The sequence below is a fragment of the Paraburkholderia sartisoli genome (assembly GCF_900107685.1).
Taxonomy (GTDB): domain Bacteria; phylum Pseudomonadota; class Gammaproteobacteria; order Burkholderiales; family Burkholderiaceae; genus Paraburkholderia; species Paraburkholderia sartisoli.
The window spans coordinates 129704-155393 of record NZ_FNRQ01000004.1 but is presented as its reverse complement, the minus strand read 5'-3'; the positions used below and the strand labels follow the sequence as shown (position 1 = coordinate 155393).

General features: G+C 64.3%; 19 protein-coding genes and 1 riboswitch. Of the genes, 11 read left to right on the top strand and 8 right to left on the bottom strand.

Going from position 1 to position 25690, the window contains the following annotated elements; genetic code table 11:
• Positions 1-82: 82 nt before the first annotated feature.
• The 7 genes from BLV45_RS14555 to BLV45_RS14525 all read left to right on the top strand — a co-directional run bounded on the left by BLV45_RS14555 (position 83) and on the right by BLV45_RS14525 (position 5653).
• A complete protein-coding gene (locus tag BLV45_RS14555; protein WP_090534173.1) occupies positions 83-928 on the top strand; it encodes an isocitrate lyase/PEP mutase family protein in 846 nt (281 codons plus the stop codon).
• Between the two features lie 308 nt (positions 929-1236).
• The gene (gene relB / locus BLV45_RS14550) at positions 1237-1461 is read left to right on the top strand and encodes a type II toxin-antitoxin system RelB family antitoxin (RefSeq protein ID WP_090534171.1); all 225 of its coding nucleotides are present in this window, start codon (positions 1237-1239) and stop codon (positions 1459-1461) included.
• On the top strand, positions 1445-1714 hold the full coding sequence (locus tag BLV45_RS14545) for a type II toxin-antitoxin system RelE family toxin (protein WP_090534168.1): 270 nt from the start codon (positions 1445-1447) through the stop codon (positions 1712-1714). Before relB ends, BLV45_RS14545 begins: the two co-directional genes overlap by 17 nt.
• 292 nt (positions 1715-2006) lie before the next feature.
• On the top strand, positions 2007-2321 hold the full coding sequence (locus BLV45_RS14540; RefSeq protein ID WP_407671016.1) for a VENN motif pre-toxin domain-containing protein: 315 nt from the start codon (positions 2007-2009) through the stop codon (positions 2319-2321).
• Positions 2322-2331: 10 nt separating this feature from the next.
• Positions 2332-2958 (top strand): TetR/AcrR family transcriptional regulator, encoded by a 627-nt coding sequence (locus BLV45_RS14535; RefSeq protein ID WP_090534164.1) that lies wholly within the window; start codon positions 2332-2334, stop codon positions 2956-2958.
• Between the two features lie 31 nt (positions 2959-2989).
• Positions 2990-4489 (top strand): MFS transporter, encoded by a 1500-nt coding sequence (locus BLV45_RS14530; protein ID WP_090534161.1) that lies wholly within the window; start codon positions 2990-2992, stop codon positions 4487-4489.
• A gap of 879 nt (positions 4490-5368) precedes the next feature.
• Positions 5369-5653 (top strand): YodC family protein, encoded by a 285-nt coding sequence (locus tag BLV45_RS14525; RefSeq protein ID WP_090534159.1) that lies wholly within the window; start codon positions 5369-5371, stop codon positions 5651-5653.
• A gap of 141 nt (positions 5654-5794) precedes the next feature.
• Here BLV45_RS14525 and BLV45_RS14520 read toward each other — a convergent pair whose 3' ends face one another.
• The 3 genes from BLV45_RS14520 to BLV45_RS14510 all read right to left on the bottom strand — a co-directional run bounded on the left by BLV45_RS14520 (position 5795) and on the right by BLV45_RS14510 (position 8177).
• The gene (locus BLV45_RS14520) at positions 5795-6427 is read right to left on the bottom strand and encodes a LysE family translocator (protein ID WP_090534156.1); all 633 of its coding nucleotides are present in this window, start codon (positions 6425-6427) and stop codon (positions 5795-5797) included.
• Between the two features lie 50 nt (positions 6428-6477).
• A riboswitch (ZMP/ZTP riboswitch) is annotated at positions 6478-6584 on the bottom strand.
• 66 nt (positions 6585-6650) lie between these two features.
• A complete protein-coding gene (locus BLV45_RS14515; RefSeq protein WP_090534153.1) occupies positions 6651-7805 on the bottom strand; it encodes an epoxide hydrolase family protein in 1155 nt (384 codons plus the stop codon).
• Between the two features lie 63 nt (positions 7806-7868).
• The gene (locus BLV45_RS14510) at positions 7869-8177 is read right to left on the bottom strand and encodes a superinfection immunity protein (RefSeq protein ID WP_090534151.1); all 309 of its coding nucleotides are present in this window, start codon (positions 8175-8177) and stop codon (positions 7869-7871) included.
• Positions 8178-8332: 155 nt separating this feature from the next.
• Between BLV45_RS14510 and BLV45_RS14505 the strand changes: the two genes are divergently transcribed.
• The 3 genes from BLV45_RS14505 to BLV45_RS14495 all read left to right on the top strand — a co-directional run bounded on the left by BLV45_RS14505 (position 8333) and on the right by BLV45_RS14495 (position 12331).
• Positions 8333-9796, top strand: coding sequence for a M20 family metallopeptidase (locus BLV45_RS14505; RefSeq protein ID WP_090534671.1), 1464 nt, complete (start codon positions 8333-8335; stop codon positions 9794-9796).
• A 43-nt stretch (positions 9797-9839) separates the two neighbouring features.
• A complete protein-coding gene (locus BLV45_RS14500) occupies positions 9840-10946 on the top strand; it encodes a malate/lactate/ureidoglycolate dehydrogenase (RefSeq protein WP_090534149.1) in 1107 nt (368 codons plus the stop codon).
• A 497-nt stretch (positions 10947-11443) separates the two neighbouring features.
• Complete coding sequence (locus BLV45_RS14495; RefSeq protein WP_090534147.1) at positions 11444-12331, top strand: crotonase/enoyl-CoA hydratase family protein; 888 nt, start codon at positions 11444-11446, stop codon at positions 12329-12331.
• A 120-nt stretch (positions 12332-12451) separates the two neighbouring features.
• Here BLV45_RS14495 and pdeR read toward each other — a convergent pair whose 3' ends face one another.
• The 4 genes from pdeR to BLV45_RS27560 all read right to left on the bottom strand — a co-directional run bounded on the left by pdeR (position 12452) and on the right by BLV45_RS27560 (position 22867).
• The gene (pdeR, locus tag BLV45_RS14490) at positions 12452-14455 is read right to left on the bottom strand and encodes a cyclic di-GMP phosphodiesterase (protein ID WP_090534145.1); all 2004 of its coding nucleotides are present in this window, start codon (positions 14453-14455) and stop codon (positions 12452-12454) included.
• Between the two features lie 229 nt (positions 14456-14684).
• Complete coding sequence (locus BLV45_RS14485; RefSeq protein ID WP_245753272.1) at positions 14685-19139, bottom strand: DEAD/DEAH box helicase; 4455 nt, start codon at positions 19137-19139, stop codon at positions 14685-14687.
• Between the two features lie 190 nt (positions 19140-19329).
• Complete coding sequence (locus BLV45_RS14480; protein ID WP_090534141.1) at positions 19330-22608, bottom strand: autotransporter outer membrane beta-barrel domain-containing protein; 3279 nt, start codon at positions 22606-22608, stop codon at positions 19330-19332.
• Positions 22609-22729: 121 nt separating this feature from the next.
• Positions 22730-22867, bottom strand: a complete 138-nt coding sequence (locus BLV45_RS27560; RefSeq protein WP_176954167.1) for a hypothetical protein — start codon at positions 22865-22867, stop codon at positions 22730-22732.
• Between the two features lie 31 nt (positions 22868-22898).
• Between BLV45_RS27560 and BLV45_RS14475 the strand changes: the two genes are divergently transcribed.
• Complete coding sequence (locus BLV45_RS14475; protein WP_090534139.1) at positions 22899-23957, top strand: aldo/keto reductase; 1059 nt, start codon at positions 22899-22901, stop codon at positions 23955-23957.
• Positions 23958-23985: 28 nt separating this feature from the next.
• Here the strand turns inward: BLV45_RS14475 and BLV45_RS14470 are convergent, their stop codons facing one another.
• Positions 23986-25305: a cation:proton antiporter gene (locus tag BLV45_RS14470; protein WP_090534137.1), complete on the bottom strand. Its 1320-nt coding sequence runs from the start codon at positions 25303-25305 to the stop codon at positions 23986-23988.
• Positions 25306-25690: the final 385 nt, after the last annotated feature.

Below are 25690 nucleotides of genomic sequence, written 5' to 3'. Positions count from 1 at the left end.
AATGTCTTTGAGGATGCGCCGTATGCGGCAATAGTGTGTACGGTTGCATGAATCCGCCCGTCGAACTTCAACGGAATCCGCGATGAAATCCCAATCAGAAAAAGCACAGCTTCTCAGGACGTATCACGAGAACAAGGAGACGTTCGTCATTCCCAACCCGTGGGACATCGGCAGCGCACGGCTGCTCGCGCTCGCGGGTTTCAAGGCGCTCGCGACGAGCAGCGCCGGCTACGCGTTCACGCGCGGTCTGCCGGACAACTCGGTCGGGCGCGAACAGATGATGCTGCACCTCGCCGAGATCGCGTCGGCGACTGACCTGCCGGTGAGCGCCGATCTCGAGAACGGTTTCGGCGACGCGCCGCAGGAGGCCGCCGAAACGATTCGCCAGGCGGCGGCATCGGGCGTGGTGGGCGGCTCGATTGAAGACGCAACGGGTCGCGCCGACGATCCGCTGTACGCCATCGATTTCGCCACTGAACGCGTGCGCGCCGCCGTCGAAGCGGCCCGCGCGCTGCCGTTTCCCTTCACGTTGACCGCGCGCGCCGAGAACTATCTGGTCGGTCGCGCGGACCTCGCCGACACGATCCGGCGCCTGCAGGCATACCAGGAAGCCGGCGCTGACGTGCTGTACGCGCCGGGTCTCAAGAGCCGCGAGGAAATCGCGGAAGTCGTCCGGTCCGTCGATCGTCCGGTCAACGTGCTGATGGGATTGCAGGGCGCGCTGCTGAGCGTCGAGGATCTCGCCGCGCTCGGCGTGCGGCGTATCAGCGTGGGGGGATCGCTGGCGCGCGCGGCGCTCGGTGCGCTGCTGCGGGCAGCCGGGGAGATACAGGAGCACGGCACGTTCACGTATTCCAGTGACGCGGCCAGCAACATCGATATCAACGCGCTCTTCGCGAAAGCGTCGCAGACGTGGGGTGTGAAGTAGGGGGATGTGCGGCCAGGGTGCCCCGCTGCGAAGGTTTGCGGCGGGCTCTGCGTGGGTTTACGTGTCTGATGCTTCTGTGTTTCGGGCCTCTTCAAGCGGGCGATTTCCCGCGCCTGTTTGAGCGGCGCCGGGGTCGAAGCGTCATGGTGACGTACAAATGAAACGTCATGGTCTGGTTGCGATCGACACAGGGTGTTTAGTCCAGGCACTCGACGTCGAGGCGGACACGGAGTGAAGTGCGTATAATAAGTGCTATACGTGTATAACACGTGAATTCCGTAACACACTGATACCGCTGGAGGTTCACCATGCTCGCTATTCGCCTGCCTGATGAAATTGAAGCCCGTCTGGAGACGCTGGCGAAGCGCACGGGGCGCACCAAGACGTTCTATGCGCGCGAGGCCATCGTGCAGCACCTGGAAGATCTGGAGGACCTGTATCTGGCTGAGCGCGTGGTCAAACGCATCCAGAGCGGCAAGGAGCAGAGCGCAGGGCTCGATGAGGTGGAGGCGCGGCTTGGCCTGGCGGATTGAAGTCTCGCAAAGCGCTGAGAAGCAACTCGCCAAACTGGATCGCGCCGTCGCCCGGCGCATCATTGGGTTCCTGCGTGAACGCGTGTCCGTCCTGGACGATCCGCGCGCGATCGGCGAAGCCCTCAAGGGCAGTGAACTGGGCGAATTCTGGAAATATCGCGTGGGCGACTGGCGGCTGATCTGCCAGATCGAGGACTCGCACATTACGATCACCGTGGTACGGCTGGGCAACCGGCGCGAGGTGTATCGCTGACGTAGCCGGTCGTGTCCTGCATCCCCCTTCCTGCCATGCCGCGCTCCGGCGGCCATCTCTGCCTTCCCATTCTCTCCGGCTGGCCGGTACAACCGGGCAGCGGCGCATGCACGTCATCGTTCTTTAACTGACCGTTGGGCTGGTCCGTCGTCGGACCGCAAAACGGTGTCTGGGCAAAAAATCCGTGAGGCGTAACTGCGGCGGGGCGTGAGCGACCGCAAAGCCCGATGGCGTCTGGGTTCGCGGGCCGTTGCGAGCGTGGGGCGTGCCAGATGCTGGATAGGGGCCATTGATGGGGCCACGAGCGCCATCGCGGGTTGATCTCGCAGGTGGCGCGCCGAATCTCACGGACGCAGACCGGGCTGGCATCACGATGATCGCGATGCTGGCCGGTGGTGGCGTGGCCGGGCTGCTGAGGCAGAACACGGTGGGTGCGGCGACGGCGGCGGAAAACGAGGCGCTAAACAATAGCGAACAGGACCACCGTACGCCACAACAGAAAGAAGAAGACGAAATCAAGGCGATGTTGCCGAAGGAGAACGCGGCGCTGGGCGAATCACTAACCGCGGCGCCCCAATCCCTTGAATTCTTGAACAATCAGTCATAATATACGCCCCATGACCAAACCCGCCACCTCCAGAAAACCGCCAGTCTCATCAGGCCGCGGTCGTCCGCGCGAGTTCGATACGCAGACGGTCCTCACATGCGCCAGCGAGGTTTTCTGGAATCACGGTTATCACGCCACGTCGGTCGACGATCTCTGCAAGGCGACCGGCGTGCTGCGTGGCAGCCTGTACGGCGTGTTCGGCGACAAGCACGGATTGCTGCTGGCCGCGCTCGACCATTACGCGGACGGCTCGATTGCCCGGCTCGCCGAGCGCCTGAACGCGAACGTGCCGCCCGAAGAGGCGCTGCGCAACGCCTTGATGCACCACGCGCGCGCCGCGTCGGCGCTGAATGCGCAGCGCAGCTGTTTCATTACCAACGCCACACTCGAGATGTCGGCCGACGACATCGCGTTGCGCGAGCGTATCGAATCCATCCAGCGCCGCACCATCACGCTGCTATCGGCGGCGGTGATCCGCGGGCAGGCAAGCGGTGCCTTTAACGCAAAGCTCGACGAAAAGTCCGTCGGTGAATTCCTGCTGTGCATCACGCAAGGGCTGCGCGTGCTCGGCAAAACGCCGCGCGACGAACAGCAACTGACCTCCATCGTCGATCTCGCCATGCGCGCGCTCGTCTGATTTTTTTTCGCTAATTTTTGAACGATCGGTCATGAATAATCAATCCATGGAACCTTCTGCATCGGGCGCGGCGGTGTGTCCGGCAGGGGCCGGCGCGCCCGGTTCCCGTGCGGCAACCGCGCCACAGCGGTTCGAGCGGCAGGGGCCCGCGCTGACGGTGCTGTTCATCGGCGCCTTTCTCGCGCCGCTCGACTACTTCATCGTCAATCTCGCGCTGCCGTCGATCCATACCGGCCTGCATGCCACCGATGCCCAGCTGCAACTGATCGTGTCGGCGTATGCGTCGGCCTACGCGGTGCTGCTGATCACCGGCGGGCGTCTCGGCGATCTGTTTGGCCGCAAGCGCATGTTCATGGGCGGCATGGCGGCCTTTGTGCTCGCGTCGGCGCTGTGCGGTTTCGCGACAAGCGGCCATATGCTCGTGCTTTCGCGCATCGTGCAGGGCATCGCCGCCGCGGTGATGGCGCCTCAGGTGCTCGCGACGATCCGCGCGGTCGTGCCGACGCACCAGCAAACCAGGGTGATGAGTTTTTACGGCTTTGTTTTCGGGCTCTCGTCGATCGTCGGGCAGCTCGGCGGCGGCGCGCTGATCACATATCACCCGTTCGGCCTCGACTGGCGAATCATCTTTCTGCTCAACATCCCAGTCGGCATCCTGGCGTTTCTCGGCACGTGGCGGTTCGTGCCGGAGAGCCAGCCTGCCGAAAGCACCGGCGTCGACCTGAAAGGCGTCGGGCTGCTGTCGCTGCTGCTGATGCTGGTCATCTATCCGATGACGCATGGGCGCGAAGCCGGCTGGCCCGCATGGACTTTCGTGATGTTCGCGCTCAGCGTGCCGGTGCTCGTGCTCTTTATCGCGCTTGAGCGCCGGATCGAACGCGCGGGCGGCCATCCGCTCGTTGACCTGAAGCTGTTCCGCAATCCCGCATTCGCGACGGGTCTTGTGCTGGCGTTCCTGTTTTACTGCGAAAGCGCGTTCTTTCTGACCTACGGTATTTATCTGCAGACGGGCCTGCACTGGACGCCGTTCGCCTCCGGCATCGCCATCATGCCGTTCGCGACGGGTTTTATCGTCGGCCCGTTCATGTCGCCGGCAATCGTGCGGCGCATCGGCAGCCACGTGCTGACACTCGGGTTCGCAATGCTGGCGACGGGCTTTTCGGTCGCCACATGGGCGGCAGGCCAGAGTGCGATTCCGGAACCGGTCTTCTATCTGGGCCTTGTCTGTGCGGGGATTGGTCAAGGGCTCGTGTTGCCTTCGCTGATGCGTATCGTGCTCGCGGAGGTCGTGCCGGAAAAGGCGGGTCTCGCCTCCGGCATCGTTTCATCGACGTTGCAGATCGGCGCTGCGTTCGGCACGGCCGCGATCAGTGGCGTGTTCTTCGGCGCACTTGGGCATCAGACGACGGCCGCTGCGTATTCGCACGCGTTCCAGGTCTGCATTGGCATGATCACCGTGCTGCTGTTCATCTGCATTGCCTTGAGCATGCTGCTGGTCCGGCATCAGCGGATCGCGGCGCGGCATGCGTGATCCGGATGAACCCGGATTGCAATGACGCTTTAATGGAAGATCATCCGTCTGATTGACACACGGATGACAAAATCGTCAGGGTCATTTATTGGTGAGAAAACGATTTCCATATTTCATATGAATATTTAATGGATTTAAGAAATCCATGTATGCATCGCGTGTTCAGGGATGGTTAAAAAATCCACATCACGAAGGTGATGTTGGTAATTTTATTAATCATAAAGACGGGATCCGGGAATTATTGCGACACACAGACATAGTCAGCCAGATCTGCGCGTCAATCGCGCTCGACAGCGCAGGCCTGTGAACGCCTGCTGGCAAGGCTTTTTGCGGCGGTGCATCACTGACTGGCATGTTACGTTCCGCCTGCGCGGCACCATGTATCAATCTGTTCCTGAAAGTAATAAACCGTATTGATTGAAAAAACACTTGCCTCGATAAAATTCGATTGTTAATCTTGGCCGGTATTTTAAATCGAACGTCAATCCGGTGGCCGGAGTTCGGAGGTCTGGATTGAGGGTGAAGTTTGATTTGCGTGGGCGACAGTGCCTGAATCGCGGTTCGCATTCAAAATCTGTTTAAGAATTGTTTGTGCGTTGCATGAATTCCGGATCTCGGGATGGCCATGACAATTCCGCTTCGGCCGCGTCCTGTTTTTCATGCAGGTTTCACGCTTTTCCTGTTCTTTCGTATCGCTCGCTGTATCGCCAAAAGCCAGATTTGACGTTCCAGACCAGACTGTCGTCCCTGTTGCGGGATGAACGGAGCCCGCCGGTGGGTGGCGTTCCGTCGTACACGGCGCCAGGTGGCCTGCTTGCCATGCATGCATCGCGACGTCGACAGCTGGATGCAATTGATCTATTCGTACCGGGGATATCCATGTTGACCGCTACCCTCGACACTACTGATATGCCGCAACCCGACGCATACCGCGTCGGTGACGTGGTGACATTGAAATCGGGCGGCCCGCGCATGACCGTGACCCATGTGGGTCCCGTCGCACTGGCAGAAGGGGATTGGCTCGTCTGCCAGTGGTTCGACGAGCATGGCGAATTACGCCAGGACGTGTTCGCGCTCGACCGCGTGCGGCCCGAGCCGCGCTCCATCTCCGCTGGCTCCGTGCAGATGCAGCAGCGGTTCGTACGCTTCGGTTACGGGCGCTGATTTCGCGTCGATGCTTTCCATCCGCTCACGCCGCGGCGCGCGATCGCGTCGTATCGGCTGAGACGTTCTTGAAGCGGTCGCTTCCGCGCGGCCGCACGCCCCATTTTTTCACGTGTGCGTTAATCGCTAACGCAACGCCTTCTAGCGGCGCGCCTCGGTTGCCATCCTGACGGCGATTCCGGTGAGCACCGTTCCCATCAGCCAGCGCTGAATGACAATCCACGCCGGACGTTTCGCGAGGAACACCGCGATCGATCCCGCCATGACCGCGACGATCGCGTTGATGCTCAGGCTCATCATGATCTGCACCGAGCCGAGCGTCAGCGATTGCGCGAGCACGCTGCCGTGCTGCGGATCGATGAACTGCGGCAGCAGCGACAGATACAGCACGGCGATTTTCGGATTCAGCAGGTTCGTGACGAAGCCCATCGCGAAGAGTTTGCGGGGGCCGTCGGCGGGAAGGTCGCGCACCTGGAACGGCGAGCGGCCGCCCGGTTTCACGGCTTGCCACGCGAGCCACAACAGATAGAGCGCTCCGCCAAAGCGCAGCGCGTCGTACGCGAACGGCACCGCGAGCAGCAGCGCGGTAATGCCGAGTGCCGCGGACAGCATGTAAAACACGAAGCCCAGCGCGACGCCGCCCAGTGAAATCAGCCCAGCCGTGCGGCCCTGGCAGATGGAGCGCGAGATCAGGTAGAGCATGTTCGGGCCGGGCGTGAGCGCCATCCCGAGCGAGACGAGTCCGAAGGCCAACAGACTGGAAAGATGCGGCATTGCATGGCTCCGTGAGAAGGTTGTCGGTAGCGGAGTGATCCACAACGATCAGGCAATGCCCAGGCGCGCGGCTAAAACGCGAGCGTACATCGCTGCGCTCACGGTCCGCGTTTCCCGATGGTGTCTCCATCTTTCAGCGCCAGTCGCGCGGACCGTTGCATTATTTCACGTGTACACGAATCGCGTGAGAAGCAATGCGACTCATGCATCACCCGTCACGATGTCAGCGCCGCAGCGGCCTGAAAAACCGGCGGATTTCCTCAGCCAGCAGCGCAGGTTGCTCCATCGCGGCGAAGTGTCCGCCGCGCGGCATGTCGGCCCATTGCTTGAGATCGAACACGCGTTCGATCCACGATTGCGGCGGCCGGCTGATTTCCCTGGGAAAGCGCGCAAAGCCAAGCGGCGGACGCACCCGTTCTCCGTGCGCGAAGCGCAGCGGTTTCAGGCGCATCTCCCAGTAAAAACGCATCGACGACGCGATCGTCTGCGTGTACCAGTAGAGCGACAGGTTCGTCAGCAACTCGTCTTTCGAGAACACGCTTTCGATGTCACCGTTGCAGTCGCTCCACGCGCGGAATTTTTCGACGATCCATGCGGCGAGGCCCGCGGGCGAATCGTTCAGCGAAGTGGCGAGCGTCTGCGGTTTCGTGCTGTGCATGTGCGCGTAGCCACCTTCGAGCGTGGCCCACATCGCCTTCGCATCGAGGAAGGTCTGTTCGCGCGGCGTGACGGGCGGATCGTCGGCGCCCAGCGGCGGCTCGTATGAACCGGGCAGGTAATTCAGATGGATGCCGTCGACGTGTTGCGGATGCCGTAACGCGAGCGCGATCGAAACGGCCGCGCCGAGATCGCCGCCCTGCGCACCGAAGCGTTCATAGCCGAGCCCGCGCATCAGTTCGGCCCACAGGTCCGCCGTTACGAACGCCGACGTACCCGGTTTCGCTGGCCGCTCCGAAAAACCGAAGCCGGGCAGCGAGGGCAGCACGACGTCGAACGCATCGGCCGGGTCCGCGCCGACCGACGCCGGATCGCACAGATGCGGCAGCAGTTCCATGAACTCGATGAACGAACCTGGCCAGCCGTGCGTGATCACGAGCGGGTAGGGCCTTGGCCCGACGCCCCGTCGATGCACGTAATGAATATCGAGGCCGCCCACCCGCGCGACGAACTGTGGCTCGCGATTCAGGCGCCGCTCGGCGCTGCGCCAGTCGTAGCCCTTCGCCCAGTACTGCACGAGTTCGCGCACATACGCGGGATCGACACCGAGCGCCCACGGCGAGCCGTCGTAGTGATCGGGCCAGCGCGTATGCTCCAGCCGCGCGCTGAGCGCGAGTACCTGCGTTTCGGGAATCGCAATGAGGAACGGTGTTGCCTCCATCCAGCTTCTCCTTGTATCTCTGCCTGGGTCCCATGCAACACGGTTTCTGCGAGCGTTACCCGGCTACTTCATGGGCCGGTCGCGCGTCGCGCGCATCCGCACGCGCTCGACCAGCTGCTTTGAAAATCCGAGCATCACCGCGCTGCGCCGCTTCGCGACCACTTCGCCCGCGACGTTGACGGGCGGATTCGGCTGCAGCGCCCAGTAGAGCGCGAGCCCCCAGCCGAACACGGTCCATCCGAGCACGGCATTGAAGAGCGCGATCACGAGCACGTCGCGGCGCTTGCGGCGGTCCGCGAGAATCGCCGGCAGAAAATAGACCGCAAGCGCGATCGCGGCCCCGATGGCCTGGGCGATCAGGCTGATTCCCATGGAACGGCTCCTGGACGCGTGGCGTATCAGGCGATTGTCGCGCGAACGCGGTGATCGTGCAGCGTTCCCGTCGAACGGATGGCGCGCGTCATGGCACGTTTCATGATCGTCGCACGAGGGCTATCATGGGCGTTTTGCACGCACGGAAGGCCATCATGATTTCTGACGACACCACCCAGCAGGCTCGACAGGTCGATCACGAAGCGCTCCGGGCATTCGTCGGGCGCAAATGGAACGACGAAATCGTGCCCGCGTTGACGGACTACATCGCGGTACCGGCCAAAAGCCCGGCGTTCGATCCGGACTGGGCCCGAAACGGCTATATCGAACGCGTGGTGACCGACGCCGCGCAATGGGCCGAACAGCAGCCGGTACGCGGTCTCAAGCTTGAAGTCGTGCGCCTGCCGGGCCGCACGCCGGTGATCTTCTTCGAAACGGCGGCGACGCGCTCGGGTAGCGTCGAGACGATCGTGCTGTACGGTCACCTCGACAAACAGCCGGAATTCTCGGGCTGGCGCAACGACCTCGGCCCGTGGACGCCGAAACTCGAGGACGGCAAGCTGTACGGCCGCGGCGGTGCCGACGACGGCTACGCGATCTACGCAAGCCTGACCGCGCTGGCCGCGCTCGACGCACAGGGCGTCGAACGTCCGCGTTGCGTCGGCATCATCGAAACCTGCGAGGAATCGGGCAGCTACGATCTGCTGCCGTACGTCGATGCGCTCCGCGAGCGTCTCGGCAAGGTCGGGCTCGTGGTTTGCCTCGATTCGGGTGCGGGCAACTACGACCAGTTGTGGCTGACCACGTCGCTGCGCGGCCTCGTCGCGGGCGACCTGGAAGTGCAGGTGCTCGACGAAGGCATTCATTCGGGCGGCTACGGCGGCATCACGCCGTCGAGCTTTCGCATCATGCGGCAGCTGTTCGAACGCCTCGAGGACGCATCCACCGGCAACCTGCTGCCGAAGGGTTTCCATTGCGGGATTCCGGCTGAACGGCTGCGCGAAGCGGAAGCCACCGCGCGGATTCTCGGCGACGACGTATGGAAAAAGATCCCGTGGGCCTGCGGCCAGGATGGTCGCCAGGTGCTGCCCACCACAACCGATCCGCAGGAAGCGCTGCTGAATTCGACGTGGCGTCCATCGCTCTCGGTGACGGGCGCGGCCGGCCTGCCTTCGCTTGCCGATGCGGGCAACGTGCTGCGGCCGCGCACGGCGTTCAAGCTGTCGCTGCGGTTGCCGCCGCTCATCGATGCCGCGAAGGCCGTGGCCGACCTGAAGGCGCTGCTCGAATTCGATCCGCCGTACAACGCGAAGGTCACGTTCAAGCCGGATCAGGGTGCGGCCACCGGCTGGAGCGCGCCCGATCTTGCGCCGTGGCTCGCGTCCGCGCTCAATGGCGCATCGCAGCAGCACTACGGCGCGGACTGCGCGTATATCGGGCAAGGCGGCACGATCCCGCTGATGAACGTGTTGAAGGAAGGCTTCCCGCAGTCGCAGTTCATGGTGTGCGGCGTGCTCGGCCCGAAATCCAACGCACACGGCCCGAACGAATTCCTGCACGTGCCGTATGCGAAGAAGCTGACGGCTACCGTCGCCGAAGTGATCGCGGCGGCGCCCTGATTTCCGTGCCGGCCATTTTCCAGACCCCTGACGGCGCAACGAGATGAACGTCCCGCACGCCACGAAACCGCCGGTGCCGCTGCGCATCGACGCCGCTCTGCTGCACGCGTTCGTGTGCGCGATCTGGGAGACGGCGGGCAGTGCGCCGCGCGAAGCCGCACTGGTCGCCGACCACCTGGTTGTGGCCAGCCTGACCGGGCACGATTCGCACGGCGTCGGCATGATTCCCCGCTACGTGGCGTCGATGCGCGACAACGAACTCAAGCTGAACCTGCATGCGCAGGTCGTGCGCGACGCGGGCGCGGTCCTCACCGTCGAGGGCAACAGGGGTTTCGGCCAGGTCGTTGCGTTCGAGGCGATGGAACTCGGCATCGCGCGCGCGAAAAAGCTGGGCGTCTGCGCAGTGGGCCTGCGCGGCGCGCATCACATCGGGCGCATCGGCCACTGGGCCGAACAGTGTGCCGCAGCCGGGCTGGTGTCGTTTCACTTCGTCAACGTGGCGGGCGATCCGCTTGTCGCGCCGTTTGGCGGCACGGACCGGCGCATCGGCACGAATCCGTTTTGCGCCGCGTTCCCGCGCGCGGGCAAGCCGCCGCTCGTGCTCGATTTCGCCACCAGCGCGATCGCGTACGGCAAGGCGCGCGTGGCGTTCAACCAGGGCAAGGAGACGCCGCCCGGCGCGCTGATCGACCACGAAGGCCGTCCGAGCGTCGAACCCCGGGTGATGATGGAAGCGCCGTTCGGATCGCTGACGCCGATGGGTGGCCACAAGGGCTTTGGCCTTGCGGCGATGTGCGAGATATTCGGCGGCGCGCTGTCCGGCGGCTTCACGACGCACGCCGATACGCTCGGCACGACGCACGCGATCGTCAACTGCATGCTGTCGGTGATCCTCGACCACAACGCGTTCGATGCGCCGAACGCCGAAGCAGAAGCCGACGCGTTCGTCGAATGGGTGAAAGCGTCGCCGCTCGCGGCCGGCACCGACCGGATTTTCGCGCCCGGTGAGCCGGAGCGCGCCACCCGCGCCGAGCGCAGCGCCCAGGGCGTGCCGGTCGATCCGGCGACGTGGCGACAGATCCTCGATGCCGCGCGCGACGCCGGCATGCCGGCGTCCGACGTCGACACGTGGGCGCAAAAACTCCACTGAACGCCGCGGCGGGCTCCGGTTTTCGATGAAAGCGCAACAAGCTGGATGGCGCGCCCGGGTCGTCCGCTTTCCCGTCTATTCCCTGTATCCGTAAAGCGCATTGTTCGCAATAAGGACAAACGCGCCTTTTCGCGTATTAATTCCGCAATTCGCCACACATTGTCGAAAAGCGAATTTTTTACCTATGCAAATTCAATAAAAACGATTGCGCTTCGCGTCGATCATTTCCTGAATGCTTTCAAAAAGCTTTGCGCCATCGCACGCCTGGCGGTTTTCCTCCAGCGCGCCGCATGCGTCGCCGGGGCGCCACGGTACGCGTGAAATCGTCCGTCGAGGGGGCCGTCCAGGCCGGTACGCATTCCTTTCTTCCTTTAGCAAGCATGAAATCCATATAAGGATTTGCCGCGTTCTGTTCGCCCCCGCTCCCCACGGAATTCCGGTCTGTTTTAGGCTCCCATTGCTTTACCCGTATTTAAAATACCTGATGAGGACCAAAAATGAATCTCCGTAACCATCACGCCTGCCGTCCCTTTCTGGAAGCCGGCAACCTGTCGCAAATCTCCGCTTACTACGAAGAAGGCCGCAACATCATGTGGATGATGTTGCGTGCGCAACCACGCCCGTGTTTCAACATCGAGCTGGTACACGACATCCTGAGCCTCGCGCGTTCCGCGCGCGAGTCGAAGCTGCCGATCGACTTCTGGGTGACCGGCTCGCTGATTCCGTCGATGTTCAACGTCGGCGGCGATCTCGACTTTTTTTCCGATGCAATCCGTACCGGCAAGCGAGAGGCGCTGCTGGCCTATGCGCGTTCCTGTGTCGACTGTGTGCATGCGGCCGCGCGCGGTTTCGACACGGGCGCGATCTCGATCGCGATGGTGGAGGGCACGGCGCTCGGCGGCGGCTTCGAAGCGGCGCTCGCGCACCATTTCCTGCTCGCCCAGAACGACGCGCGCATGGGTTTTCCCGAGATCGCGTTCAATCTGTTCCCGGGCATGGGCGGCTATTCGCTCGTCGCGCGCAAGGCGGGCATGCGCCTCGCGGAGGAACTGATCGGCGTCGGCGAATCGCACACGGCGGAATGGCATTCGGCGCGCGGTCTTGTCGACCAGCTGTTCGAACCGGGCGACGCGTATATCGCCACGCGCACTTTCATCGACACGATGCGGCCGAAGCTGAACGGCATTCGCGCGATGATGCGGGCGCGTCAGCGCGTGCTGCAGCTCTCGCGTGCCGAGCTGATGGAGATCACGGAGGATTGGGTCGAGGCGGCGTTCACGATCGAGGAAAAGGATCTCGTGTTCATGGAACGTCTCGTGACGCTGCAGAACCGCCGCACGTCGAATCTGCGCGCGAGCCCGGCGCCGAGCGCGAACGTCGCGTAGCGGTCGTCCCGTCAGCCGTGACCGCACCCGGGTCCGGACTGACACCGTCGATAACAGCAGAAAACGGTAACCGGTAATGGCAGTCGCAGTAGCGGTAGCAGTCAGCGCGGCAGCGGAGTGTCAGGCGATGAGCCTGATTTTCTGTCTGTCGCGCAACCACGCTTCGAATTCCGCGACGGGCATCGGGCGGCCATAGCGGAACCCCTGCACGTATTCGACGCCGAGCCCCTTCATGAAGACTTCTTCGGCCTCGGTTTCGATCCCTTCGGCGACCACTTTCAGTTCAAGCTCCTGCGCCACGGCCACCATCGAGCGCACCAGCGCCTGCGCCTTCTTGTCCGCGTTGATCGAGCGCACGAAACTGCGGTCGAGCTTGATCATGTCGAGCGGAATGCGGCCCAGTTGCGACAGCGACGAATAACCCGTGCCGAAATCGTCCAGATGCACCTGCGCGCCAAGCTCGCGGAATTGCGTGATCAGGTCGATCGCGGCGGCTTCGTCCTCGATCAGGCAGCTTTCCGTCAACTCCAGATCAACGAGGCAGCGATCGAGCTTCGCGCGTTCGAGCGCCTCGCGGAAATGCCGCACCACCGCGGTGTCCACCAGTTGCCGCGCCGAGACGTTGATCGCCACGCGCAGATCCAGCCCCTGCGCTTTCCACGCCGCCGCCTGCATCGCCGCGGTCTGCATGACCCAGCGGCCGAGCGGCCCGATCAGGCCGGATTCCTCGGCGTAACGGATGAACTCGTTTGGCTGGATCTGGCCGCGCTCCGGCGAGTTCCAGCGCACCAGCGCCTCCACGCTCGTGACGACGCCCGTGGCGAGTTCCAGCTTCGGCTGATAGAGCAGGGCGAGCTGGCCTTCCTCGAGGCCGCGTCGCAGGTTCGTGTCGAGCCACATGTACTCCGCGACCTTGTGGTCCATTTCCGGAGAAAACACGCGGCAGGTGCGCTTGCCTTCGTCTTTCGCGACGTACATCGCGGTGTCGGCGGAGCGGATCACCGATTCGAGGCTGTCGCCATGTTCCGGGCACAGCGCGATGCCGATCGAGCAGCCCGTGTACACCTCGACGAGCCCGAGGCTGAACGGCGTGCGCAGCCGCTCGAGAATGCGCTGCGCGGTCGATTCGAGGGCGGAGCGGGTCGCGTCGACCGCGAGCACGATGAATTCGTCGCCGCCGAGCCGCGCGAGCGTGTCGCCTGCGTCGAGACAGCCGCGGATCGCCGACGACACGTCCTGGATCAGCCGGTCGCCGAACACATGGCCGTAGTGGTCGTTGACCTTCTTGAAGTTGTCGAGATCGAGGAAAAGAATGCCGGTCGATTCGCCTTCCTTCGCGGATTCGATCGCCTGGCGGATGCGGTCCTGGATCGCGTTGCGGTTTGGCAGGCCCGTGAGCGAATCGGTATTGGCCAGTTCCGAAAGGCGTGCCTGGGCGCGGCGCTCCTCGGTGATGTCGGTGCCCGAGCAGATCAGGAACTGCTCGTCGACACCGCTGCCGCTTTTCACGAACTTGTTGCGAAACAGGAATAGACGGTCGCCGTGGACGGTTTTCACGAGCCGCTCGACCTCGTACGACACGCCGCGGTTGAAAAATCCGCTGATATTGAAGCTCGACGCCGCGCCATCTTCGGAAGACATGAAGAGCGCCCAGACGTTTTTGCCGATGACGTCTTCTTCCTTCATGCCGGACAGCTCTTCGCCGAGACGGTTGAAGCGCTGGATGCGCCCCGCCTGGTCGAGAATCACGACGAGCGAATTGACTTCCGACACGACCTGCTCGGCAAACGACAGGCCATGCACCAGGTCGCGCGCGACGGATTCGGTATCGGAATAGGCCGACGCCGTGCCGGCCCACGACGCGCCGTTCAGCTTCTTGCCAACCAGATGCAGACGCAACGGTTCGCCGAACAGATGAATATCGAGGATCAGGTTCGAGGTGATGCCGGTCAGGCGGCGGATCTGCGCGGCCTGCTGGACGGTGAGGGCGATGGCGACGTCGGCGGGCCCGGTGCCGGTTTCCGCGGTCAGTTCCAGCGCGTTGCTGTCCTTCGACAGGCGCCAGCATGGGCTGGTCGTGCCGAAATGGGCAAAAAGCACCTGTTGGTGTTGGTCGTCCTGCATTGAGTCCCCCGGACAGGCACCGCCATCCGGCTCGCTATGCACGCTGGCGAGCGCTCGGGCGGCAAACGGTCTTCCCTCGAAGATTGGCTTCATTGTATCCAGGTGGCCGAATGACGGGGTTCGTAACAGTTAACGACGTGCGGCCCCCATTTCTTTAACAGATTTGCGGGGTTAAAGCGAGGTGTGGGGTGGTGCGATTCCGTATCCGGGGAAGATGTAGCACGCCGCGCTAGCCGCGCTGTATCAGCGCAATTCGCATGCGATCGCGTGTTTGCGCGTCGAAATCGGCGAGATAGCCGAACGAACCCGCCACCAGCGTCGCCACCGGCACCCCATCGCGATACAGCAGGCGGTTGCCGCTCACTGCCGGCACCTTGTCGCCTGGCAACAACGTACCGGCGAGATTCAGCGGGTCGGTGCCGGATACGCAGATAAAAGCACCGTCGTTCGCATGACGGCGTATTTCGCGAAGCACTGGAATGGCTTCGGGCAGCGCGAACTGCTCGCCCGCGAGTCCGTTGACGAAACGGCCGCCGCGCACGAGCCCGCGTGCTTCGAGCTTTTGCAGCATGCGCAGCAGTTCGCGCCATGGCGGCAGCCAGTCGGCTTCGCGTTCGAGCAGACGCCAGAACACGACGCCATAGCGGCGCAGCAGCGTCATCGCGAGGTGTTCAAGCACCTCGGGATCGGTGGGCGGCGTGCGGCCCGGGGTGACGACAACATTCGCGGCGGGCTGCGGTTGACGCCGCCGCACCAGCGCCCAGCGACCCGCGTCGTCCATGCCGCCGATCAGCGCACCCGCGCCGCGCGGCCGGCGACTGCCGTAGTAGGCGTTGCGCTTCGCGACCGGTTTGAGCAGCGCGCGCAAACCCGCGAAGCTGTCGGAGTTCACAAGACCGGCGGCGACCAGTTCGCCGAGCGCGTTTTCAAGTTCGATCCTGAGACCATGAACGTCGCCTAACAGTTCGTCGAAGAACATCGCGCCGTGTTCCTTTAGCGCGTCGTACACGTGCTGCGCGCGCGCCGACAATGCCGGCGGCTTCGACGTATCGACGAGCGCGCTCCAGACGTGTACGTTCCGGCGCGGCAGCAACACGACCGGCGTGCTGCGCACCGGCGCGCTCGCCACCTTCGTGCGTTCTGTCAGGCGTGTCCACACCACCTTGCCGGAGCGGCACAGTTCGTCGAGCGCCGTGATCGAATAGTCCTTGAGACGCGCGGGCAGGATGTCTTCTTCCCACGCGCCCGCGGCGGCCTGGAATCCTTCGAGCTGATCGACGATCGCCGCCAGCGCGTCGCGTCCTTCGCCGCGCGTATCGGGTGTCACGTGTTGCCACGCAAACAGAAAGCGCATGAAATCGTGCCGTTCCACTGGCTCGATTTCGCGACGCAGCCGCTTCACCGTATAGCGGTTGATACGCGCCAGCAGGTGTCGTTCGCACCATTCTTCTTCGCTTGCATTGGGCGTGAAGCGACCGCGCATCACGTAGCCTTCTGCTTCGAGTCGCACCAGCGCCTGCGCCACACGCGATGCGGGCAACGCCAGCGGATTCGCGATCTGCGTGACGGGCAGGGGCCCAGAACCGGTCATGCGTGCGCGCACGACGTCGACGATGGCGTCGTCTTCAGTCCACGCATCGGTGTAGCCCCGCGGTGCGTTGAGCGCCGGACGAAACAGCGCATCGGGATAGATCGCGCGCAGGCACGTGAGGCGTTCGGCGGGCCACCATAACGCGTCGCCTTGATCCTTCAGTTGCATGCGTGTCGCGCGCCCGCCAGCGGCGAGCGCATCGAGCCAGCCAGGCCAGCCCTCGTTGCGCTGCGCTTCCGCTTCGCTGATGCAGGCGAGACCCGTCAGCGCCTCATGTATTTCATCGATGTTGCGCGCTTCCGGCCACGCTTCGCGACGCACGCTTTCGATCGCCTCGGGGTCGAGCGCGCCGAGATCGTCGGCGGATGCGGGATCGGTATAACGGCGGTTGTGTACGGCTTGCGTGCGACGTTCCTCGAGTGGCGCGTCGTCGAGAAAGGCGTAGGGTTTCGCCGTCAGGATTTCGGCGGCGAGCGGCGAGGGCGCCGGCAGGTCGCGTGTGACGAGCGTCAACGTGCCCGCTTCGATACGTCGCAACAGCGCGAGCCAGCCATCGGTATCCATCGCTTCATGCAGGCAGTCGTCGATTGTCTGATCGACGAGCGGATGCGCGGGCACGTCGCGTTCGCCGACGATGTTTTCGAGGCATGCAGCCTGGTCCGGAAACACCGCGGCGAGCAGATCGTCGCTGCGCATGCGCTGGATTTGCGGTGCGGTCTTGCGGCCGCCGCTATAGCGTGGCAACGCAAGCGCGGTCGTCGCGTTCCAGCGCCAGCGCACGCCGAAGAGCGGCGCGTCGAGCAGCGCCTGGATCAACAGGTGCTCGGCGGTGTTCGAATGCAGATAGCGCCACACTTCATCGAGCACGAAGCTGTGGCTGCCGGTCAGCGAAAGAATGATCGCGTCCTCGGTGGCGGCGGCCTGCAATTCAAAATTGAACGTGCGGCAAAAGCGCTTGCGCAGCGCAAGACCCCACGCGCGGTTCAGGCGGCTGCCAAACGGCGCATGAATGACAAGCTGCGTGCCACCCGATTCGTCGAAGAAGCGCTCCATCACGAGCGTCTCCTGCGAGGGCAAAACGCGCAACGCCGAGCGCGCCCGCGCGAGATATTCGATGATCTGCCGCGCGGCGGATTCGTCGATGCCAACGTCTCCGGTCAGCCAGCCGATCGCGTGTTCTATCCGCGGCGCGAGCGTCGCGGTCTCGGGTTCGGCGAGCGCGACGCCATCGCCATCGGTTGCGGACACACCGGTTGCGCGTGCAACGTCTGCCGTTTCGGGCGTGGACGCGAGGAGACGGTCGATCTCGCCGCGCAACCGCGCGACGCCCATCGACAGTTCGTCGCTACGCCCCGGCGCTTCGCCGAGCCAGAACGGAATGTTCGGCGACTGCCCGTGTGCATCTTCCACGCGCACGCGGCCGGTTTCGACGCGCAGGATGCGGTACGACGTGTTGCCGAGCTGAAACACGTCGCCCGCGAGACTTTCGACCGCGAAGTCTTCGTTGACGGTGCCGATGTTGACGCCTTGCGGTTCGAGAATCACCGCGTAATCGGCGTTCTCCGGAATCGTGCCACCCGACGTGACCGCGACGAGCCGGCTGCCGCGCCGGCCGCGCAGCATGCCGTTCACCGCGTCGCGATGCAGGTACGCGCCGCGTGCGCCATGACGCGTGGTATAGCCTTCGGCGAGCATGCGCAGCACGGCGTCGAACTGTTCGCGCGCGAGATTCGCGTACGGCGCCGCACGACGAAAGAGCTCGAATAAAGCGTCTTCGCTCCATTCCTGGCTCGCGACTTCGGCGGTGATCTGCTGCGCGAGCACGTCGAGCGGCGCGCGCGGAATGGTGAGCGTGTCGAGTTCGCCGCGCCGCACGCAGTCGAGCAGCGCCGCGCATTCGATCAGGTCGTCGCGCGAGGCCGGAAAGAGCCGCCCCTTGGGCATGCCACCCACCTGGTGCCCCGAGCGGCCCACGCGTTGCAGAAACGGTGCGATGCCGCGCGGCGAACCCATCTGGCAGACCAGGTCGACGTCGCCGATATCGATGCCGAGTTCGAGCGAAGCCGTCGCGATCAGCACGCGCAGGTCGCCGCGCTTCAGGCGCTGCTCCGCATCGAAGCGGTGCTCCTTCGACATGCTGCCGTGATGCGCGGCCACCGCTTCCTTGCCGAGCCGCTCGCTCAGATGTCGCGACGCGCGCTCCGCCATGCGCCGCGTGTTGACGAAGACGAGCGTCGTGCGATGCAGCGCGACGAGTTCCGCGAGACGGTCATAGACGCGGTCCCACACTTCGTTCGCCATCACCGCTTCGAGCGGCACTGGTGGCAACTCCAGCGCGAGGTCGCGCGCGCGAACGTGACCGACGTCGATGATCGCGCAGTCGGCGGGCACGGGGTCGTCGATCGCGGCGCCACCGGTCAGAAAGCGCGCGACCGCCGTAACGGGCTTTTGCGTCGCGGAAAGACCGATGCGCGGCAGGCGTCGCCCGCACAACGCATCGAGCCGTTCGAGGCTGAGCGAGAGATGACTGCCACGCTTTCCGCCGGCAATCGCATGAATTTCATCGACGATGACCGTGCGCGTTGTCGACAGCATGCGACGGCCCGAATCGGAGCCGAGCAGCACGTAAAGCGATTCGGGCGTGGTGACGAGAATGTGCGGCGCGCGTTTGCGCAACGCGGTGCGCTCCTGCTGCGTGGTGTCGCCGGTGCGCACGGCGGTACGGATGTCGAGCGCGGGCAGGCCGAGCGCGGCCAGTTCGTTCGCGATGCCTTCGAGCGGCGTCTGCAGATTGATGCGGATATCGTTCGACAACGCCTTGAGCGGCGACACATAAACGACGAGCGTTTCGTCGGGCAACGCGCCATTGCTGGCGATGCCTTCCCTGACGAGTTCGTCGATGGCCGACAGAAACGCGGTCAGCGTCTTGCCGGAACCGGTCGGCGCCGCGACGAGCGTCGAGCGGCCGCTGCGGATCTGCGGCCACGCGGCCGCCTGGGCGTCGGTGGGCGCGGGGAATGTCTTGAGAAACCAGTTGGCGACCGCAGGATGAAACCCAGTCAGCGCACCCGTCGCTGAAGAGCAAGATGTCATGGAGCCGTAGGTGGAGGCGCGACGTGCCATTTCCAGAGGGCGGCGTGTGCCGTCCGTTTCGGTGGTCGAACGGAAAGTCTGGCAGGTTTTCGCAACCCGTGCCAGCGCCGCGGAAATGGGTGTGCGGGTGCGGACGTGGCATCGGCATGCCGCCTGCGGGCGTCGTGACGCGTGCAGCGCAACCGCGCGCCTACCAGGCCCAGCGCACGCCTGCGTCGCCGAGCACGGTCCGTTGATGCGGGCCGCCGAGGTTCGTGAGCCAGCTTGCGGTTGCGAAGAGGCTCGCCGACCGGCTGATCTTCGCAACCACGCCCGCGCCGATCTGGCCGGCGGTCTGCCCGACGGACGTGCCGATCACGGTGGTGCCCGCGAACGTTGCCTTGTCGTCCGATCCGAACGAGCGCAGCACGTTGACGCGCAGCCACGGTTGCCAGTTCGTCCCCATCGCGTCGAAGTGGCCCCGCAGACGCACGCCGATCCGTCCAAGGAAGGTGTTGCCGTTGTTGAAGCTGACCGTCGAGACGCCGTCGTTCAGGTCGTTGACCGACAGTCGTTGCCAGATCAACTGCGCCTGCGGCTCGACCGTCAGGCCCGCGGTGAGCGGCACCGGCAAGCCGCCTTCGACCGAACCTGTCACGGCCGTGCCGTGTGTCGTCGCGCCGACGTTGTCGCGCGAGACCGGCGTCATCGTGAGTGAGCTGCCCATCAGCACGGCGTCGGTGTACCAGCCGCCCGGACCGATATGCGTCCAGTAGCCGCCGAGACTGTACGCGTTGACCGACAGATGCCCGGCATCGAGATTCGGCGTGCCGAGCGCGAAGCCCTCGACGTCGCCCGTGGCGCGCGCGAAGCCGGCGAACAGGCCGTAATGATTGCGATGGCCGCTCGCGTTCGAATCGGCGTAGAGGTCGTGGCCCGCCTGGGCACCGAAGACCGAACCGTCGAAACCGGGGCTTGCCGTGCCGTCCTCGCGAAAGTCGCTGTGGCCGCCCCAGACGCGTCCCCACGCGGCGGGCACGGTGCCCGTTTCGGTGAGCAGCGACTGCTCGCCCGCACGTTCGTGAAACGTATCGACCTGCAACACGCCGAGTTGCCGCGCGACGGCGGGCATGACCGTGTAGACCGGCACTTCGGGGCGATATAGCGGAACGGGACCCGATCCCGCCGGCGGCGGATCGGGCAGCGGCGGCGTGCCCTCGGCCGCGACCGGCACGCCGGTGTCGCCGTCCTGCGCCGTGGCCGATGGAAGGGGCGCGACGGTATTGCGCAGATACCAGTTCCCGGTGGTGCCGCCCGTCACGCCGCCTTTCGCGAGAAAGTACGAATACGCGCCGGCCTTCACCGGCGCGGCGAGCGTAAACGCATCGGGCGTGGTGCTCGCGCCTTGCGTTGCGGAGACGATTTCGATGCCGTTCGCAACCGTCTGCGCACCGTTGCCGCCGACGTTCGTCACCTTCAGGCTCGTGGTCCCGCTGCCTGTGCCGCCGCTCAGCACGAGCCTGTCCGACGCGGAATCGTCGGTTTCGACGACGGTGTTCAGCGCGACCACGCCGCTCTGTCCGGTGTAGTTGCCGTTGACCACCAACTGGTTGCCCACGCCGTTGCCGCCGATCTGCACGAGCCCCGCATTGACGAGCGAGCCGTTGATCGTGAGGCTGCCGTTCGCGGCGCCAGCAAAAACGGGCACTGCGTTCGCGACCGCGATGGTGCCGCTGTTCGAAACCGTGCCGGTGACGCTGCCATATCCACCGAGTGTCGCGCCCGACGCCACCGTCGTGTTGCCGCCGCCCGTCAGTGCCGCGTCGGTCGCGGCGTCGCCGAGGGCGAGCGTGCCCGCCGTGACGTTCGTCGCGCCGCTGTAGGTGCTCACGCCGTTCATCACAAGCGAGCCGCTGCCGAGTTTCGTCAGGCCGCCTGTGCCGGTGACGGGCTGCGCGAGCGTCGATGAAAACGCCTGCGTGTCGATCGTGCCGCCACCGGCGTTCAACGTGATGGCGCGCGTACTCGCGAGATCGAACGATTGTGCCAGCTGCAACGTGCCGCCATCGAACGTCACGCCGCCCGTGCTGGCGCCGAGTGCGTTGTCGGCGCCGGCTGCGAGCGTGCCGCCGTCGATCAGCGTGCCGCCCGAATACGTGTTGCCGCCCGCCGCCGTGGGCGCGAGCGTCAACGTGCCCGCGCCGCTTTTCTCGACGACACCCGTGCCGCCGATCAAACCTGCGTACGTGCCGGTGGCGCTCTGCGCGAAGCGCACGAGCCCGTTGTCTGTCACGTTTAGCGGCAGGTTCTGCGAATTCGCCTGCAACGTCGCGCCTGGGTCGACAAGCGCACTCGTCGTGCTGCCGAGCGTACCGGTGAGATTGAGCGTGCCGCTTTGCACGCGCGCTGTCGCGAACGTGCCGGTGCCTGTCCAGTCCCATTGCGTGCCCTGCATCAGCAACGTCTGGAAGTTGATGAACGCGTTGGTGGCCGCACCGGTTCCCTGCAGCGTCACGGTGTTGCTGCCCGCGCCGCCATCGGCGGTGCCGTTGATCACCGAGCCGGTTTGCAGGATCAGCGCGTTGTTGCCGTTGCCCATCGTGATCGCCGTGCCGACGCCGCTTTGCAGCAGCCCCGCGTTGACGATCGTCGTGTTGCCGTTGAGCGTGCGGATAGCCGATCCGTTCTGGCTGACGATGCTGCCGCCCGCGCGGTTTTCGATCCGCGCCGTGAAGCTCGACCCGACCGTGTTGGAGAACACGGCGTCCGAGGCGCTGCCGCTCGCCGAGATCGAGCCTGTGTTGATCAGGCTGTCGTTGTTGCCCTGCATGTACGCGGCGGGGCTTCCGCTGCCCGTTGTTGAAAGCGTGCCGCTGTTGTTGATCTGCCCGTTGCCGCCGAGGATCGATGCGGCCCGCGCGTTGCTGCCCGATGTCGATACGCTGCCGGTGTTCACGATCGTGTTGTTCAGCTGTCCCACGTTCGTTTGCCCCCACGCAGCAGTCATGCCATAGGCGTTGGGGCCGGCTGTCGTGATCCGTCCGTTGTTGGTCAGCGTGTTGCCGCTGCCGTTGGCCGCCATGCCGTCGTTGAAGGCGCCCGTCGTGTTGATGACGCCGCTCGCGGTATTCGTCAACTGGTTGTTGTCGGTGACGCCGAGCAGGACAGCACCACGTGCCGTGCCGGTGCCGCCGCTGCCGGTCAGCGAGAAATTGCCGCTATTCGTGATCGCGCTTGCGTGATCGACGCTGAAACCCACGGCGTTCGTCGCGTGGACGAAGCTTGCGGCAGTGGTCGGATCGAGATTGATCGTGACGCCGGTGGTGGTGGCCGGTGCGATGACAGAAGGCGTGTTGGCGCCGGTGCAGGTGACGGTGGTGTTGCTGCTGACCGGAGACGTGTTCGTGCAGGCAGCATGGGCGTTGGGCTGGAAGATTATTTCGACAAGCATGACAACGCCGCCGATACTGATCTCGAACGATCTCTTCATTGACACGTCCTTTCCATTAAATGGGGAGAGAGGGCGGAATCAACCAGGGCTCCAGTGAGTTATAGGAGCCTTTCAAGCGGAATTCAAAATCTGTTTAACTACATTGCCGCACACGCCCGGATCAGATGTCCCGTTTCTGCGTCAGCGACGGGTACGGGCAATGGCAGTGCATGCGCCATTCGATGCGATGCACATCCTGACCATCAGCTTTCAGCACATGTGCTGTCGTGAAGACTTTCGGCGTGTGCAGTATTCTCATGTGTTGCCTTCTTCACTCACGGAGCGTTGAGATGCGATACAACCAGATGGGCGGTACCGGCGTGTTCGTTTCCGAGTTGTGCCTTGGCACGATGACGTTTGGCGGCGGCGGGGGCATATGGAAACAGATTGGCGATCTGCAGCAGGCCGATGCCGAGCGTCTCGTGGGGCGTGCGCTCGATGCCGGCATCAACTTCATCGATACCGCCGACGTCTATTCGGAAGGCCTTTCCGAGCAGATCACCGGACAGGCGCTGAAGAATCTCAAGGTGCCGCGCGAGAGCGTCGTCGTCGCGACGAAGGTGTTCGGGCAAACCGGCGAGTTTCCGAATGCGCGGGGCGCGTCGCGCTATCACATCATCGACGGTATGAAGGCGAGCCTGAAGCGTCTGCAACTCGATCATGTCGACCTGTATCAGATCCACGGTTTCGATCCGGCGACACCCATCGAGGAAACCGTGCGCGCGCTCGATACGCTCGTGCAGCATGGACACGTGCGTTACGTCGGCGTGTCGAACTGGGCCGCGTGGCAGATCGTGAAGGCGCTCGGTATCGCGGAGCGTCTGGGCCTTGCGCGCTTCGAGACGCTGCAGGCGTATTACACGCTGGCCGGCCGCGATCTCGAACGCGAACTGGTTCCGATGCTGCAGAGCGAAGGGCTCGGGCTCATGGTGTGGAGCCCGCTGGCGGGCGGCCTGCTGAGCGGAAAATATGGACGGGACAAAGACGGCGAGGCAGGCAGCCGGCGCACGACGTTCGATTTTCCGCCGGTCAATCGCGATCGCGCGTTCGACTGCATCGACGCGATGCGCGGCATCGCCGAGGCCAAAGGCGTGTCGGTTGCGCAGATCGCGCTTGCGTGGCTGCTGCATCAGCGCGCGGTCACGACGGTGATCGTCGGAGCCAAAAAAGTCGAGCAGCTCGACGACAACATCGCGGCGACGCAGGTCACGTTATCCGCCGATGAACTGTCGAAGCTTGACGAAGTGAGCACGCTGCCGCTGGAGTATCCTGGCTGGATGTTCGCGCGGCAGGGCGAGCAGCGTCGCGAACAGCTGGCGCAGTCGGGTACCGCGGTGCGCGCGAAGTAAAAAGAGGGGGTGCTGGAACGGTCTGCGGCTATCCGCTGCGTCGCCGCAGACGGCGATACCAGCCCATCAGCGGCGTGGCCGACATGCCGTGTACGACCACCGACGCTGTCACCACAGCGAGCGCGAACGGTATGAGCGGCACTACGTCGTTCGCGCGACCTTCCTGCAGCGCGAGGTTCAGGTAATAGAACGACCCGATGCCGCGAATGCCGAACCAGCTCATCAACCGCCGCTGCGGGTGAGATGCGTTCGAGCCCACCAGCGACACCTCGACCGCCAGCGGCCGCACGACGACGAAGAGCGCCGCGACCAGCGCGGCGCTTCGCCACGTGAAAAGTGGCCCGTGCAGCGTCGCGAGGACGTTGCCGATGATCAGCATCATCGCAAGTTCGGCGATACGTTCCAGCTCGATCGTGAAGCCGAGCACGGATTCCGCCATATACGCGTGAGCCTTTTGTGGATCGGCGGCGGTCGCGGTGACATCGCCCGCCCCGATCGCGCCGATGGTTTCCCGTGGCGACTGCCCGCGGCTCGCCCGATGCTCGACGCGACGCATCGAGACGCCCGCTGCAAAAACGGCGAGAAAGCCGAACGTATGCGCCAGTTGCGCGACGCCGTACGACAGCTCGATCAGCCCGAGCGCGAAAAACGCTTCGAGTCCAAGGGCCTGCGCGTGACGCGTTCTTAACCACGCTACGCCGTGAGTGGTGACCCAGCCCAGCACGGCGCCGATCGCGATCGCGCCGAAGATGCCCCAGAGCGTGCCGCCGATGAACATCCACGTGAACACGTCCGCGAAATTCGCGCTGTGGCTGGCGCATAACGCAAGGCCGAGCAGCGCGAACGGCAACGCGATGCCGTCGTTGAGACCGCCTTCGCCCGAGAGCGAAAAGCGCAGGAGGTCGACATCGGCCGAGTCCTGGACCTGCACGTCGTGGGCGAGAACCGGATCGGTCGGCGCGAGAATCGCCGCGAGCAGCAGCGCCGGTCCCACGCCGAGATGCAGCGCGTAGACGCCGAAGAGCGTCAGGAGCGGCACCGTCACGAGCATGGCGACGAAACCGAGCCGCAGCGGTATCGCCCACAGCGCCCCGGAAAGCGGCACACGCAGACGCAGGCCGATCGCGAAGAGTGAAACCAGCAGCGCGACTTCGGTGATGACGCGCAGCACGCCGGCATCGGCGATCACGTCCAGATTCAGCAGGCCGATCCCGGGCGGCCCGAGCCCGAAGCCGATCGCGAGATAGAACATCGCGGCGCTGCACGGCAGACGCTTGAACGTGGTCGCCGCGATACCCATGAACGCGAACACACCGCCGACGACGAGAAACCAGATCGTTTCGTGCATGAGGTATCCGGTGAGGCAGCCCGACAACGCTGCCGTGTTCCGGTGAACATGGCATGCCGCGTCGATGTTTCAGCAAGGGATGTACCCGTCGTGCCGCCCGGAGATGAATCGACTGGATTGACGCGTGACTATGAAGACGGCGCGCCAACCTGAACGTGCGTTACCGGGCATCGCAACAATTGCATTGCCATGCGCACAAGTTGCAAGCGCCCGATGTGATGCATTGCCGCAAAGCACGTCCACGGGCTTTGACTTGCCAGGCACATCTTTTGCGAGGTGCTGTGTTGAGGCTGCAGAACGATCGGCCAGCATTCAACAAGACGCTGATTGCGCATGCAGTCAAGCCGGCGAACGGCAGCGTGACGGATAAATCCGGAACAGGAGA

Coding starts and splice junctions, on each gene's coding strand:
- BLV45_RS14470 (WP_090534137.1), bottom strand. CDS start 25,305: ATGCACGAAACGATCTGGTTTCTCGTCGTCGGCGGTGTGTTCGCGTTC.
- BLV45_RS27560 (WP_176954167.1), bottom strand. CDS start 22,867: ATGAGAATACTGCACACGCCGAAAGTCTTCACGACAGCACATGTGCTG.
- BLV45_RS14535 (WP_090534164.1), top strand. CDS start 2,332: ATGACCAAACCCGCCACCTCCAGAAAACCGCCAGTCTCATCAGGCCGC.
- BLV45_RS14480 (WP_090534141.1), bottom strand. CDS start 22,608: ATGAAGAGATCGTTCGAGATCAGTATCGGCGGCGTTGTCATGCTTGTC.
- BLV45_RS14530 (WP_090534161.1), top strand. CDS start 2,990: ATGAATAATCAATCCATGGAACCTTCTGCATCGGGCGCGGCGGTGTGT.
- relB (WP_090534171.1), top strand. CDS start 1,237: ATGCTCGCTATTCGCCTGCCTGATGAAATTGAAGCCCGTCTGGAGACG.
- BLV45_RS14505 (WP_090534671.1), top strand. CDS start 8,333: ATGATTTCTGACGACACCACCCAGCAGGCTCGACAGGTCGATCACGAA.
- BLV45_RS14485 (WP_245753272.1), bottom strand. CDS start 19,139: ATGACATCTTGCTCTTCAGCGACGGGTGCGCTGACTGGGTTTCATCCT.
- pdeR (WP_090534145.1), bottom strand. CDS start 14,455: ATGCAGGACGACCAACACCAACAGGTGCTTTTTGCCCATTTCGGCACG.
- BLV45_RS14555 (WP_090534173.1), top strand. CDS start 83: ATGAAATCCCAATCAGAAAAAGCACAGCTTCTCAGGACGTATCACGAG.
- BLV45_RS14500 (WP_090534149.1), top strand. CDS start 9,840: ATGAACGTCCCGCACGCCACGAAACCGCCGGTGCCGCTGCGCATCGAC.
- BLV45_RS14510 (WP_090534151.1), bottom strand. CDS start 8,177: ATGGGAATCAGCCTGATCGCCCAGGCCATCGGGGCCGCGATCGCGCTT.
- BLV45_RS14520 (WP_090534156.1), bottom strand. CDS start 6,427: ATGCCGCATCTTTCCAGTCTGTTGGCCTTCGGACTCGTCTCGCTCGGG.
- BLV45_RS14475 (WP_090534139.1), top strand. CDS start 22,899: ATGCGATACAACCAGATGGGCGGTACCGGCGTGTTCGTTTCCGAGTTG.
- BLV45_RS14540 (WP_407671016.1), top strand. CDS start 2,007: ATGGGGCCACGAGCGCCATCGCGGGTTGATCTCGCAGGTGGCGCGCCG.
- BLV45_RS14525 (WP_090534159.1), top strand. CDS start 5,369: ATGTTGACCGCTACCCTCGACACTACTGATATGCCGCAACCCGACGCA.
- BLV45_RS14515 (WP_090534153.1), bottom strand. CDS start 7,805: ATGGAGGCAACACCGTTCCTCATTGCGATTCCCGAAACGCAGGTACTC.
- BLV45_RS14495 (WP_090534147.1), top strand. CDS start 11,444: ATGAATCTCCGTAACCATCACGCCTGCCGTCCCTTTCTGGAAGCCGGC.